This window comes from Pacificimonas sp. ICDLI1SI03, from assembly GCF_054740865.1.
Map to the genome: position 1 here is coordinate 640,007 of NZ_JBSQAU010000002.1, position 13,630 is coordinate 653,636.

The window sequence follows — 13,630 nt, forward strand, 5'->3', positions numbered from 1 at the left end:
GTTCGTCGCCTTCATTCTTGCATTCCTTGCCGCCGTGTCTGCGCCTGCCGCCGCGCAAGAGGGCGTGCAATTGGAATTCTGCACGATCGGCCTGTCGGCGGATGCGCCGCCCCCCGCCCCTGAACGGTGGCAAGGCCGCGACGATGGCAGGGGAAGCGGCGGCGCCAATTGCGGCGCGGACCGGTTTACCGACCAGTCGCCAATGGTCTGGGCCAATGCGACCGGCGCGTTCGATTCCTTGCCGGATGATGAGCTGTTCTACGTCACCGACCCGAGCGCGTTCGACGAATTGACGCTGATCGCCAGCTATGCGGACGGAACGAGGCGAACGATCAGCTATGGCCCTGATGTCGCCGCCAGCAGCTGGGTTCCCGCCGTCAGGATGGCGTTTGCGTTGCCGCCGCACGACGCGCCGCTGACCGGTCTGGTCGTCGGGGTGGAGCGCCCCCGCTCCCTGACGATATTTTCCGCCGGCTCGCTGCAGGGCAGAACCGACCTTGCCGATCTGCGCTTCAAGCGGGGAATGGCCCTGGCTTTCATTCTGGGGCTGATCGTATTGCCACTGCTTTTCAATGGCGCCTTCTTTACGGTGCTGCGAGAGCGTTTTATCATCTGGCACGGCCTGATGGTGGTAAGCGTCGCGACCTATGCGCTCTCCTCAAGCGGCCTGATTTTCATGATCTTTCCCGATCTGCCGCTGCTGACGCGATGGCATTTGAACAATTGGGCGTTCGTTCTGGGTGTCGCCAGCGCCAGCATGTTCGCGATCCACTTCACGGAGGCTGGAAAAATCCCGCAATGGGTATGCCGGCTTCTGCAGATTATCTTGCCGCTATTGTGCATCGCGACCATTGTAACCCTGCACACCGGCGACTGGGCGCGCGTGACGGGCCGCATCTGGTGGTATTATTCCTTCGTCCCATGGCTGGCGCTTTACGTTGTGACGATCGGTATCGCGTTGTGGCGCGGCAGTCGCGCCGCACAGTTCATTTTCCTGTCCAGTCTCGGGATCGTCCTGACCAGCCTAGAGCGGCTGCTGAGATATACCGGCCATGTGGAACAGAGCGCCGACGCCGAGATGGGGCTGTATTTCGCTTTGGTCATAGAGGCGGTCGTGACGTCTCTGGGGGTTGCGGACCGGTTCCTGACGATGCGCCGGCAGAGGGACAAGGCAGAGGCACGCGAAGCGCAACTGGACCATCTGGCCCATACGGATGGTCTGACTGGCCTGATGAACCGCCGCGCCTTTGAGCGTGAATGCGCCAGATGGGGGCCGGACATTGTCGTCATTCTGGACATCGACCATTTCAAGGCAGTGAACGACACGTACGGGCACAGGGTCGGGGATGACGCACTGACCGCCGTTGCGGGAATATTGCGCGCCGCCGCCGGGCGCCGGTTGATTGCCTGTCGCCTGGGTGGAGAGGAGTTCGCGCTCGCGCTACGGGGCGCCAGCCCGGGCGCAGCGAAGGAGCAAGTCGACCGGCTGCGCGAAAGGATCTCGCGCGGCGCCGATCTGGCTGTGCCGGAATTGAAGAATCGCCTGACCGTCAGCGCCGGCATTGCCGCGGCGAATCAGGAGCCATTGTCGGCCATTCTCGCCCGCGCGGACGTGGCTCTTTACCGCGCGAAGCGGGAGGGCAGGGACCGGTCTTGCATGGCGGAAGAAAACGTCTCCTCCGCCAAGGAGCAGGCGATGGCGGCCTGAGCGCCGCGACCGGCTACCAGCTGCCAGTGTTTGGCATCGACGCCCAGGGTTCCTTCGGGGGAAGGGCGTTGCCGGCCTGCAGCAGTTCCACGGAAATTCCGTCGGGTGATCGAACAAATGCCATGCGGCCGTCGTGCGGTGGTCGGTTGATGGTGACACCCGCATCCATCAGGCGCTGGCAGCTGTCGTAAATATCGTCGACGGCATAGGCGAGATGGCCGAAATTACGGCCGCCATCATAGGTTTCGGGGTCCCAATTATAGGTCAGCTCGACCTCTCCACCCGCATCGTCCGGGGCGGCCATGAAGACGAGCGTGAAGCGGCCCTGCGGCACATCCTTGCGCCGCATCTCCTTCAATCCCAGCAGTTCGTAGAAGCGGATCGACGCGTCCAGATCGGACACGCGGACCATGGTGTGCAGATATTTCATGCTCATGCTGCCGCCTTTCGTTGCAGTTCGCGCCCTTCATAGGCTGAAAACATCTCTATCACCTGGGCGGGCACCGGCGCCGGTGCGCCGCGGGCCGTGGCTACATGGACGCACACCTGCGCGCCCTCAACCCTCAGATCGTCCTGATCGTCGCCCTCTGCATGCCCGTGGATTTCCCAGGTCAGAGACATTGATGTGGTACCGATCCTGTCCGCCCGCAAACAGATATCGAACGTCTCGTCCAGCAATAGCGGCTTGCGGTAGTCGATGAGGTTGCGTGCCACATGGAAATCGAAATTGCGCCAATCCTCCGCGCCCCAATTTTCCGCAGTGGCGCCGACGGCGCGCCAATATTCGGTCACGCCGACATCGAGATATTCCAGGTAGCGCGAATTGAAGACGATGCCCTGCATATCGCATTCGGCATAGCGAACGCGCAGCGGAAATCTGAAACGGAAGTCGGAGCGGGCCATGCCGGGCGTGTATCCTATCGCCCCCGCCTTGTCATGGCGGGCTAGCTGAGCAGCGACAGGGGAGAGATCAGCCGCTCGCGCGTGCGCGCCCTTAGGCCGGCGCTGGTTGCGGGTGCCTTGTTCTGGCGGAACTCAGTGGGGGTCATGCCGACAAATGCCCGGAAATCGCGAATGAAGTGGGACTGATCGAAAAAGCCTGCCCCCGCCGCGTCGGTCCACGACAGATCCGGCGCGAGGCGCAATTTCGCGGCCGCGCGCAGGACCCGCCCCTGCCGCGCAAGAAGCTTTGGCGACATGCCGAAATAGCGTGCCGTCAGCCGTTCCACCTGCCGCGCGCTGAGGTCACACGTGGATACCAGATCGTCGATCTGGGGATCGTCGCAATCCTTCAGCCATGCTGCTACTGCCTGCTGGAACAGGGCGGCGCGGTCGGGTCGGCGGCGCCAGGCGGCGCGGAAGAAGGCGTCGGCAATCCGGATCAGGGTCTGGTCGTCGGGGGCGTGAAGCATTCGATCCTGCGCCTCGACCGCGGCGGCGCCCAGCACATCTGCAAGCGGGATAATCTTGTCCGTCAGTTCGCGCGCGGAAAACCCGGCAATGGCCTGCATGCCCATGGGAAGGACGCCGACGCCCAGCGCGCGACCCGGGCCCGTTGCGGTCATGCTGAGCGGCTGCGTGCGCGGACCGAACATCGTCGCGCCGCTACAGGCGATGTCCGCACCCGCCAGCGCCATGCGATAGCTGCCGCCCAGCGCGAAGCGAATATTGGTCGCCTCCGTCTGAATAATGTCCGACAGACGCGGGACGTCGAAATCCAGGACGTAGTATTTCGATATTAGCCCGCGCAGGTCCGGCGCGGGCTCGTAAAAGCGCATGTCGATGATCGACAGAACAGACCCCCCCGGCCGCATGGACGATGCCGTGCCGTATAAGGTGGCGCCCTTGCGCTGGCGAGTCGCCTAATTCATAAAGGAGGCGTCACGAAGTCAGTACGGGATGAGATGCGGGAGCTGCCGACATATCATCCCGTACGCTTCGTGGATCGCAGGCGTGCGTTCTTGTTGGCTTGCGTGACGTGCGAGTTGCGTACCAGCGTACCCGCCAACGATCCAGTCCCAGCGATACATAGTCTTTCCACGGCCGTCCTAATTGTACAAAACCGACAATTTTTCGACCTTGTTCGCAATTTTCTACTGTTCCCACCCCCTGCCTTGCCGGGCAAGCGCGTCACATGCAGCGGGGCTGTTCGGAGCGCGGGTTGAAAGCGTCACGGCGGCTCCAATATAAAGAGGACCGGAAAGGTCCGAATTGATGTTACGCCTGTCAAATCTCGCCGATTATGCGGTCGTCGCCATGGTGCGGCTGGCCGAAAGCGAGACGCGTGTCAGCGCCGCGGCTCTTGCCGCCGATACGGGCATTCCCGCCCCGACCGCCGCAAAGCTGACGGTTCTGCTGGCGCGCGCGGGATTGCTGGCGTCGGCCCGTGGCGCCCTGGGCGGCGTCAGCCTTTCGCGACCGCCAGGTGCCATCCGGCTGACCGAGATCGTTGAGGCAGTCGATGGTCCCATCGGCCTGACGCAGTGTCTGCACGAAGGTGCGGACGATTGCGCAATCGGATCCCAGTGCCGGATGAAGCCGCACTGGACGCTGATCAACCGGAAGGTAAGGGGCGCGCTCAGCGACGTCAGCCTTGCCGACCTCGCCCAGCTTCCCGCGCCGGTGACGGCGCATGAATCCAGACTCAAGGAACCCGCCTGATGGCAGATGCCGAAACCATCGCCCTCGCCAAGGACGCCTCAAAATATAAATGGGGCTTCTCCAGCGACGTCGAATCCGAAATGGCGCCCAAGGGCCTCAGCGAAGATACCGTCCGCTACATCTCCCTGAAGAAGGGCGAGCCGCAGTGGATGCTGGACTGGCGGCTGAAGGCCTTTCGCATGTGGGAGAAGATGGAGACCCCCGACTGGGCCAAGCTGAAGATGGATCCCATCGATTATCAGGATGCCTATTATTATGCCGAGCCGAAAGCTCGGCCAAAGCTGGACAGTCTAGACGATCTGGATCCGGCGATCCGCGACACATATGAGAAGCTGGGCATTCCCATCGAGGAACAGAAGGTGCTCGCCAATGTCGAGGGCGCGCGCAAGGTTGCCGTCGATGCCGTGTTCGACAGTGTTTCCGTCGCCACCACGTTCCGCGAGGAATTGTCGAAGGCGGGCGTCATCTTCCTGTCGATATCGGAGGCGATCCGCGAATACCCTGATCTGGTACGCAAATATCTGGGATCGGTCGTGCCGCAGCGCGACAATTACTTCGCCACGTTGAACTGCGCGGTCTTTTCCGACGGCACATTCGTTTACATCCCGGAGGGGGTGCGCTGTCCCATGGAGCTGAGCACCTATTTCCGCATCAATGCGGAAAATACCGGCCAGTTCGAACGCACGCTGATCGTCGCCGACAAGGGCAGCTATGTCTCCTACCTTGAGGGGTGCACCGCGCCGATGCGCGACGAAAACCAGCTGCATGCGGCGGTCGTGGAACTGGTCGCCTTCGACGATGCTGAGATCAAATATTCCACCGTCCAGAACTGGTATCCGGGCGACGAGAACGGCAAGGGCGGCATCTATAATTTCGTCACGAAGCGCGGCCATTGCAAAGGCGACCGGTCGAAGATTTCATGGACGCAGGTCGAAACCGGCAGTGCTGTTACCTGGAAATATCCCAGCTGCGTCCTGTCCGGCGAATCGTCGGTCGGCGAATTCTATTCCGTCGCACTGACCAATAATTACCAGCAGGCGGATACCGGCACGAAGATGATCCACCTGGGGGCGAACACCCGCTCCACCATCATCTCGAAGGGCATCAGCGCGGGAAAGAGCGACAATACCTATCGCGGCCTGGTCCGCGTGGGACCGTCCGCCGAGAATGTCCGCAACTTCACGCAGTGCGACAGCCTGCTGCTGGGGTCGGACAGCGGCGCCCACACCGTGCCCTATATCGAGGTGAAGAACCCCTCAGCGCAGATTGAGCACGAGGCGACGACCAGCAAGATCAGCGACGATCAGATGTTCTACGCCCAGTCGCGCGGTCTGGACGAGGAAGAGGCCGTGGCCCTGATCGTCAATGGCTTTGCCAAGGAAGTGCTGCAGCAGCTGCCCATGGAATTCGCCGTTGAAGCCCAGAAGCTGCTGGGGATTTCCCTGGAAGGGGCCGTGGGGTGATCGTCACGAATTTATATGATGCCCTCCACGCGGAGGGGAGCAGGAACTGATATGCTTAAGATAGACAATCTCTACGCCTCCGTCGGCGACAAGCCGATCATCAAGGGGCTTTCGCTCGACCTGCCCGATGGGGAGGTTCACGCCATTATGGGGCCGAACGGGTCGGGGAAATCGACCCTGTCCTATGTTCTGGCGGGACGCGCCGGATATGAGGTGACGGACGGCACCGCCACCCTGGACGGCAGGGATCTGTTCACAATGGACCCGCACGAGCGCGCGGCGGCCGGGCTGTTCCTGGGCCTGCAATATCCTGTCGAGATTCCGGGTGTTTCCAATCTGAATTTCCTGCGTACCGCCCTGAACGCGCAGCGCACCAGCCGAGGTGAAGATACCGTTTCGGCGGGCGATTTCATGCGGACCGCGCGGGACGAGGCGGAAGCCTTCGACCTGAGCATGGATCACATGAAGCGCGGCGTGAACGTCGGCTTTTCCGGCGGCGAGAAGAAGCGCAACGAAATGGTGCAGATGGCGCTGCTGCAGCCGAAACTGGCGCTGCTGGATGAGACGGATTCAGGTCTGGACATCGACGCGCTGCGTGTGGTGGCGAACGGCATCAACCGTATGCGCGATCCGCGCCGGTCGTTCCTGCTGATCACGCATTATCAGCGTCTGCTGGACTATGTGAAGCCCGACCGCATCCATGTGCTGCAGGACGGCCGCATCACCCGTTCCGGCGGGCCGGAACTTGCCGCCGAACTGGAGCGCGAAGGCTATGTGGGGATTGCAGCTTGAGCCTGCCCGTACGCCTTGAAGAGCTTGGCTTTCCGAAGCGGCACGAGGATTGGCGCTGGTCCGATCTGAGCGCGATTCAGGCTGCGCTGGACGCATCCCCGCGCGATGCCGCCAATGATGCGGTGCCCGATGCCGCGCCCTACCTGATCCCGGACCATGACGGCCCCTTGCTGATCTTCGTCGATGGCCATTTCATCGATCAGGGGTCGACGCCGGGTCATGTCACGACCGAGGCCGAAGCGCACGCGCCCGAACGCGGGCCGCTGGGCGCGCTTGCCGCGCGGCACAGCGCCGTCCGCGTAACCGCTCGGCCCGGAGAGCGTGTGCATCTGATTCACTTCGCAAGCGGCGGTCAGGCGCATCTGGACCTGCATTATGACTGTCCGGCGGGCGAGGCGATTCGCGTTGTCGAGACCTATGTCGGCGGCGGGGATTGCTGGACCAATGTCGCCGTCACAGCGAATGTCGGCATGCGCGGCAGGGTCAGGCGTGCGGTTCGTGTCCTGCAACAGGGCGGCGTCTGGACGGAAAGCGTGACGGGCGCGCTGGAAACGGCGGCGCATTACGGATCAATCAGCATGATCGCCAATGCCGCCTCCGTCCGCAGCGAATATGCACTGACCCTGGGCGACGAGGCCGATGCCCATGTCGATGGCACGATGGTTGCCGGCGGCAAGCAGGTGTTCGACATTGTCGGCCGCATTCGCCACGAGGGCGTTGGCGGCACGAGCGGCCAGACCTGGCGTACGGTGGCGGGCGACCGGGCACAGGCCAGCTTTGCCGGGCGCATAGAGGTCGCGCGGGGCGCGCAGCAGACCGACGCCAATGAAGATGTGAAGGCCCTGCTGCTGGACAGGACGGCGACGGTGAACGCAAAGCCGGAATTGGAAATTTTCGCCGATGACGTGAAATGTGCCCATGGCGCCACCGTCGGCGAGTTGGACAAGAATGCGCTGTTCTATCTTGCCAGTCGGGGCATTCCGTCCAGCGAGGCGCGTAACCTGTTGACCGAAGCCTTTGTCGCGGACGCGTTTGAAGCCGTTGAAAATGCGGAGTTGCGGGAGGTGCTTGGCGCGGATGCCCGCGCGGCGCTGGGACGCGTGAAGTGACACCCGTCGCCGCCATAGCGCCTGCGACGGGTGGCAGCCATCGCGCCGATTTTCCCGGCCTGGCGCCGGGCTGGTCCTATCTCGATTCGGCCGCGACGGCGCAAAAGCCGGGTATCGTCATCGACGCGATTACCCGTGCCTATGGCGAGGAATATGCCACCGTTCACCGCGGCGTCTATGCCCGGTCCGCCACCATGACGGAGCGGTATGAGGCGGCGCGGGAGCGCGTGGCCCGCTTCATCAATGCCCCCACTGCCAGCGAGTGCGTTTTTGTGCGCGGCGCGACGGAGGCGATCAATCTGGTCGCCTATAGCTGGGGCAGCGCCAATGTGGGGCGGGGCGACCGCATCCTGATTTCCGCGCTGGAACATCATTCCAACATCGTGCCGTGGCAATTGCTGGCGGAGCGGGTTGGCGCCCACATCGATGTGGCGCCGCTGACGGCGGACCGGCGCATCGACACGGACGCCCTGGCCGATCTGCTTACCGACCGGACGAAGATCGTGGCCGTAACCCATGTGTCGAACGTGCTGGGCGGCATCACCGACCTGAAACCAATAGCTGACGCCGCCCATGCGGTGGGTGCAAAGCTGCTGGTGGACGGGTGCCAGGCGGCACCGCGCCTGCCGGTGGATGTGCAGGCGCTGGACGCAGATTTCTACACCTTCTCCGGCCACAAGCTGTACGGCCCCACGGGAATCGGCGTGCTGTGGGCGCGGGGCGACATATTGCAGACCATGCCCCCCTATCAGGGCGGCGGATCGATGATCGAGGAGGTGACCTTCGAAGGGTCCACCTTTGCCCCGCCGCCCGGTCGGTTCGAGGCGGGCACGCCGCATATCGTCGGCGCCGTCGGACTGCATGCGGCCATCGATTATGTCGACTCCATCGGCCTGGATGTCATCGACGCGCACGAGCGGTCGCTTGCCATGCAGGCAAGGGAGGCGCTGCGCGCGATCAATTCGCTGACGCTCCACGGTCCCGAAGACGGCACCGGCATTGTCAGTTTTACCATGCAGGGGGTTCATCCGCACGACATCGCCACCATATTGGACGAGGAACAGGTGGCGATCCGTGCCGGGCATCATTGTTGCCAGCCCCTGATGCGCGTGCTGGGCGTACCCGCCACGGCCCGCGCCAGTTTCGGCATTTATTCGGGGCCGGAAGATGTCGAGAAGCTCGTGGCCGGCCTGGAGCGCGTACAAAGGATTTTCGGATGAGTGAACAGCAGCAGAAGGATCGCGAGCGTCCCATGGCGCCTGGACCGATGGACGATTTCATGGACCCGGCGCTGCAATCCACGAACCGTGCCGCCAGTCCCATGTTCGACGGCCCGGATCGGGGCAAGGACAAGGACAAGGACAAGGACGGCGACAAGGACGGTGAGCGCGGCAAGGATTATCTGGACGGTTTCCTGAAATCGCAGCCCAATACCCCGGTGAAGGGCGCGCCCGGCGGCGAGCTTTACGAAGCGGTCGTCGAAACGCTGCGCGAGATCTACGATCCCGAAATTCCCGTCAACATCTACGATCTGGGTCTGATCTACGGCATTGAAATCGTCGACGATCACGCCGTCGTCACCATGACGCTGACCACCCCGCATTGCCCGGTGGCAGAGTCGATGCCTGCAGAAGTCGAAATCCGCACGGGCGCCGTTCCCGGCGTCGGTAGTGCAGAGGTCAATCTGGTCTGGGATCCGCCCTGGGATCCGGCAAAGATGTCGGACGAGGCAAAGCTCGAACTGGGAATGCTTTAACGGTCGACCGAAGCGATGCTTCGACCGAGGAGGAAATTATGGCCACTAAGGTTCGCGAACGTCCCGCCCCCATCACCCTGACAGAGGGTGCGGTGGCGCGCATCGAGGAATTGATGAAGGACGCCCCGGAGGGTACTTCCGGCGTGCGTCTGTCGACGCCGCGTCGCGGCTGTTCCGGCCTCGCCTATTCCATCGATTATGTCGAAACGCCTGAGCCTGCCGACGAGAAGGTCGAGACACCCGCCGGCGTACTGTATGTGGACGGTCCATCGCTCCTGTACCTGATCGGCAGCCGCATGGACTGGCAGGAGGATGATTTCACCGCCGGCTTCACGTTCGAAAATCCAAATGCGAAGGGCATGTGCGGGTGCGGGGAAAGCTTCACGGTATAAACGCCGCATAAATTTGCCGGGTCAGCCGCCGGGCAGCGAGCAGTTCCGCCCCGGCCCATATCCTAGCCAATGTTCTGCTTTCAGTGGCACAATTCCGCCGGATCGCCGTTCTATCGAACATGAGCGATGACAAAGACACTGAAGGCAAAGATCTTGAAGATAAAGACCTTCAGGACGTAGCGGAGCCACTGCTGGAAATCGACAGGAGGGTATGCGAACTTGCCTTGCCCTATCGCAGCAGCGCGCCCGTAAAGGCTCTGGCCTGGTGCAGCCAGATCGGCGACCAGCCCCAATTACGGATCTTGTCGGGCGGAACTGCCGTTTTGGGCCTGATACGCGGTGATCGCCGCATGCTGCGTGCCGGTGTGCGCATGTTGATCGCCCACGAAGTCGCCACGCATGCGAAAACCTTTATCAAGCACAGGATCATACGATCCCGCCCAAACAGTGCTGCGACGGAGAAGGATCATAAGCCCTACGCCGGGCGAGACACCAGTAAGGCAAGGTCCAGTTTTCCATCCGGACACAGCGCAGGGTCAATCGCCGTCGCGCGCGCGCTGTCGACGGAATACCCCGAATATGAGACCCTTGCCATATCTACAGCTGGCGCAGTTGCGCTCGCCCAGATCCCCCGCTGCTCCCACTATCCATCGGACGTAGCCGCGGGACTGATGATCGGCGTAGTGGCCGAGGCCGTCGTTAAGATGACCGGCCGGGCGGTCACTGCCGCGATACCCGAAGTTGAATCCGGCAGAGGGGCCGTCGGGGCGGCATCCGCTGCTAATTGAGATCCTTGGCCAGCAGGTCGCCCAATTGCCAGCGGAGCCATGTTTCGCCGTCGGGCGATAGGGCATAACCCGCCTGCATCGGACTGATGGCGACATTCTGGCGGTACACGATGGATTCGTCGTCAAGCTGGTCCGACGCGGGCTCCGTATCGTTGAATTCGAAGCTGACACCCGGAAGCGGGGGCACCTCGATGCCGCGCTCGCGGGCCATCTCCACCATCGTCGGCGATGCCGCCTCTGCCAGATTGTCGGTGAAGCCAACATTATAGGCGTTATAGGTGCCGAGACGCGTGAGCTTCCATTCGGCATCTGTCAGATCATCCGGAAAATTCACATTGAGAGCGATGCCCGTTGGCATCAAAGGACCGCTGCCCGCATTGACCTCAAGCGCCTGAAGCAATTTGACCGAATGGCGCGCAACCTCCTCAGAATGTGGCGTCACCAGATCCTGCGCGCCGGGGCTTTCGGCGCCGCCGCTGAGGGCAATGGCGGGCAATCCGCGCATCGCTGCGAACTGGGCATTGCTGACCGTGCCGGAACTCAGGACGATCGCGCCGACATTCTGCCCCTCATTGGGGCCTGAAAGGACCAGGTGGGGCTGAGCGTCCCAGCGCCGGTCCGCCACGACATCGAGGCCGTAGAGCAGGGCCATGACAGGCGTCCCGTCCACATAGTAGAAATCACCGCCCGCATAGTCGGCGTGCGTCACCGGACCCGCACCGGGGTCACCTGCACGGGCGGCCTGGTTGCGGCAGTCCTCCTGCAGCGGGGCAAGCGCCCGGCCGATATGCAGCGCCGCACCCATGCCGCTCTGGTTCTTGCAGGGAACGGACACGATCACGTCATGCCCCTGATCCTTCAAGGCGCGATAGAGCGCAACGACATTGCCCGTCAGGCCATCGTCATTGGTAAGGATGATATTCCGCGCCGCCGCCGCCGAGGGTTGCAGGACGAGGAGGGCCACGGTGGCGGCCATTGCGATGCCGGGAATGCGCATTGTCGATTTCCTTTAGCTGGGGGTCGCGTGTCTGATCATGCCGGACTATTGGCGCTGCGACGAGATATTGCCGCCGTCGACGACGATTTCCGCCGCGGTGATAAAGCTCGCTTCGTCGGATAGCAGGAAGCGCGAGACGCGACCAATCTCCTCCGGCTCCCCCATGCGTTCCATCAGCACGCGGCGCTCCAATTGCCCCTTTGGCAAATGGTCGAGCGTCGGCTGCATCATGGGCGTCGCGATCATGCCCGGCGAAAGGGAATTTATGCGCACACCATCATGCGCCAGCCGGTCGGCCAGCGACCGCACGAGCGAGAGCATACCGCCCTTTGCCGCAGAGTAGATGGGATTGGTCGCATTCCCCAGCGTGGCATTTATCGACGCGATGGCCACGACCGCCGAACCGGGATTGGCCGACAGGTCCGGCAACATGGCCTGTACGAGGAGGGCCAGCGCCCGCAGGTGCACGTTGATCCCCGCGTCCCAATTGTCCGCCGTGATCCCCTCAAGCGACCCGGTATCGACGACGCCCGCCGCGTGCACCAGGCCGCCGATCGCCGGCAGCGCCTGCCGCGCTTGCTCCAGCGCCGGGCCAATGGCCGCTACATCCCGCAGATCGACAGTTGCGACGCAGGTGGGCACTCCGAATTCTTTCGCTATTTCCGAAGCGGCGGCCTCGGCGGCCGTGCCGTTAATGTCCCATAATGCCACCGGCCGCCCGACCGCCGCCACCGCCCGCGCAGAGGCGAGTCCGATGCCGGACGCTGCGCCCGTGACGATGACTGCAGTCGACGGCGATGCAAGATGCGGGCGGAGGTCGGTGGAAATGGGGGGCAATGGCGTGTCTTTCATGGAAATTGAATGGGAGTTGGGCGCGGGGCACCCTGGGCTTATTCCGTCTGCTGCGGACCCTCCTTGCCGGAAAGTCCGTCAAGTGTGATGTTGGCCATGCGTGGGCCATCTTCGGTCATCGTCACCTGTATGACGTGATCCATTGTGCCGGAGCTGTCCGGATTGGCCTGCTGTGTGCCACCGGTAGTTCCGGTTATGATGTAATCGCGCCCCAGCCGTTGCTCGTAGGCGTAGGAATGATAATGGCCCGCCAGCACGGTGTAAGGCCGCCCCTCAAGCATGGCCTCGATCCTAGCGAACTCAGGCGAATTGGTCCGCCATGCCGGACGATGCATCAGGACGAACGTCCATCGGGGGTCGGGGTTTTGCGCCAACGCCTCTGCGACATAATCCAATTGCGCCTGGCTGATGCCTATGCGTTCGGAGCCGGCAAGTTTCTTTGCAAGCTCCCCCAGACGGGGCTCGCCGGAGAAGAGCGCCGCGGCGGCGTCAGGGTCGCCCTGCATCGCGGCAAAGACCCGCTTCAGATCCTCCGGGTCCGCCATGCTGGCCAGCTTTCGCCGCTCATTGCCGGAGGGCGGGGGGTCTTCGGTATTGAGGGCGATGAACAGCACGCCCTTGTAGAGGAAGTGGTAATAGTGCCGCCCCAGGCGGCGGCGCCATATCTCCTGCATCGGCGGATTGCTGATATCGTGATTGCCGACGACGTGAAAGAAAGGCATTTCGAGCGTGTCGATGGACGCCTCGACCTCGTCCCATCGGCGATCGATCTCCGCCGTGTCTTCCGTGTAGCCTTCGATATGATCGCCGACACTGATCACGAATTCGGGTTGCAGCAGATTGATCTGCTGCATGGCGCGACTGAATATGCCGGGCCGATGGCCCCCCGTGCGATCGCCCACGATAACGAAGCGAAGCCGCCCGTCATCCTGGACCAGCGGTGTCTCGGTCACGGGAAGGTCGTTGCCGGCGACCAGATGTGTGGCCAGGCCGCTCCCTTCCGGCGTGCCACCCGCGGCGCATCCTGGCAGGGCAAGCAAGACGGCGCCGAGCGAGATGAAACCGATGCGTCTTTGCATGGGCCTGAGTCCCTTCATCCGGTGTAAGATCTG

15 protein-coding genes are annotated in these 13,630 nt (G+C 62.8%); 9 read left to right on the forward strand and 6 right to left on the reverse strand.

The window, feature by feature from the left end:
* Window positions 1-34 precede the first annotated feature (34 nt).
* The gene (locus ACSMXM_RS15040) at window positions 35-1,708 is read left to right on the forward strand and encodes a sensor domain-containing diguanylate cyclase (protein ID WP_460317230.1); all 1,674 of its coding nucleotides are present in this window, start codon (window positions 35-37) and stop codon (window positions 1,706-1,708) included.
* Window positions 1,709-1,721: 13 nt separating this feature from the next.
* On the opposite strand, the gene ACSMXM_RS15045 is transcribed toward ACSMXM_RS15040, so the two are convergent.
* Genes ACSMXM_RS15045 through ACSMXM_RS15055 form a run of 3 tightly spaced genes read right to left on the reverse strand, consistent with a single transcriptional unit; the run spans window position 1,722 to window position 3,522 of the window.
* Window positions 1,722-2,138, reverse strand: a complete 417-nt coding sequence (locus tag ACSMXM_RS15045) for a VOC family protein (protein ID WP_460317620.1) — start codon at window positions 2,136-2,138, stop codon at window positions 1,722-1,724.
* Between the two features lie 2 nt (window positions 2,139-2,140).
* Window positions 2,141-2,611 (reverse strand): acyl-CoA thioesterase, encoded by a 471-nt coding sequence (locus tag ACSMXM_RS15050; protein ID WP_460317232.1) that lies wholly within the window; start codon window positions 2,609-2,611, stop codon window positions 2,141-2,143.
* 41 nt (window positions 2,612-2,652) lie between these two features.
* Window positions 2,653-3,522, reverse strand: coding sequence for an AraC family transcriptional regulator (locus ACSMXM_RS15055; protein WP_460317233.1), 870 nt, complete (start codon window positions 3,520-3,522; stop codon window positions 2,653-2,655).
* A 400-nt stretch (window positions 3,523-3,922) separates the two neighbouring features.
* Here ACSMXM_RS15055 and ACSMXM_RS15060 point away from each other — a divergent pair, with 400 nt between their 5' ends.
* The 8 genes from ACSMXM_RS15060 (at window position 3,923) to ACSMXM_RS15095 (ending at window position 10,669) form a co-directional block, all read left to right on the forward strand.
* Window positions 3,923-4,369: an SUF system Fe-S cluster assembly regulator gene (locus ACSMXM_RS15060; protein WP_460317234.1), complete on the forward strand. Its 447-nt coding sequence runs from the start codon at window positions 3,923-3,925 to the stop codon at window positions 4,367-4,369.
* Window positions 4,369-5,832, forward strand: a complete 1,464-nt coding sequence (gene sufB, locus ACSMXM_RS15065; RefSeq protein WP_460317235.1) for a Fe-S cluster assembly protein SufB — start codon at window positions 4,369-4,371, stop codon at window positions 5,830-5,832. The genes ACSMXM_RS15060 and sufB overlap by 1 nt, the downstream gene beginning before the upstream one ends.
* 51 nt (window positions 5,833-5,883) lie before the next feature.
* Window positions 5,884-6,624, forward strand: coding sequence for a Fe-S cluster assembly ATPase SufC (gene sufC / locus ACSMXM_RS15070; RefSeq protein WP_460317236.1), 741 nt, complete (start codon window positions 5,884-5,886; stop codon window positions 6,622-6,624).
* A complete protein-coding gene (locus ACSMXM_RS15075; RefSeq protein WP_460317239.1) occupies window positions 6,621-7,733 on the forward strand; it encodes a SufD family Fe-S cluster assembly protein in 1,113 nt (370 codons plus the stop codon). Before sufC ends, ACSMXM_RS15075 begins: the two co-directional genes overlap by 4 nt.
* Window positions 7,730-8,953, forward strand: a complete 1,224-nt coding sequence (locus ACSMXM_RS15080) for a cysteine desulfurase (RefSeq protein ID WP_460317241.1) — start codon at window positions 7,730-7,732, stop codon at window positions 8,951-8,953. The genes ACSMXM_RS15075 and ACSMXM_RS15080 overlap by 4 nt, the downstream gene beginning before the upstream one ends.
* On the forward strand, window positions 8,950-9,489 hold the full coding sequence (locus tag ACSMXM_RS15085) for a DUF59 domain-containing protein (protein ID WP_460317243.1): 540 nt from the start codon (window positions 8,950-8,952) through the stop codon (window positions 9,487-9,489). The genes ACSMXM_RS15080 and ACSMXM_RS15085 overlap by 4 nt, the downstream gene beginning before the upstream one ends.
* Before the next feature lie 38 nt (window positions 9,490-9,527).
* Window positions 9,528-9,881, forward strand: coding sequence for a HesB/IscA family protein (locus ACSMXM_RS15090; protein WP_460317245.1), 354 nt, complete (start codon window positions 9,528-9,530; stop codon window positions 9,879-9,881).
* Between the two features lie 119 nt (window positions 9,882-10,000).
* Entirely contained in the window at window positions 10,001-10,669 is a 669-nt protein-coding gene (locus ACSMXM_RS15095) for a phosphatase PAP2 family protein (RefSeq protein WP_460317247.1), read from the forward strand.
* Here ACSMXM_RS15095 and ACSMXM_RS15100 read toward each other — a convergent pair.
* From ACSMXM_RS15100 to ACSMXM_RS15110, 3 genes are read right to left on the reverse strand one after another with little or no spacing between them, the layout of a single operon-like run.
* On the reverse strand, window positions 10,662-11,666 hold the full coding sequence (locus tag ACSMXM_RS15100) for a 5'/3'-nucleotidase SurE (protein WP_460317249.1): 1,005 nt from the start codon (window positions 11,664-11,666) through the stop codon (window positions 10,662-10,664). The genes ACSMXM_RS15095 and ACSMXM_RS15100 overlap by 8 nt on opposite strands.
* 45 nt (window positions 11,667-11,711) lie before the next feature.
* Window positions 11,712-12,503, reverse strand: coding sequence for an SDR family NAD(P)-dependent oxidoreductase (locus ACSMXM_RS15105; RefSeq protein WP_460317250.1), 792 nt, complete (start codon window positions 12,501-12,503; stop codon window positions 11,712-11,714).
* 53 nt (window positions 12,504-12,556) lie between these two features.
* Complete coding sequence (locus ACSMXM_RS15110) at window positions 12,557-13,597, reverse strand: metallophosphoesterase family protein (RefSeq protein WP_460317251.1); 1,041 nt, start codon at window positions 13,595-13,597, stop codon at window positions 12,557-12,559.
* Window positions 13,598-13,630: the final 33 nt, after the last annotated feature.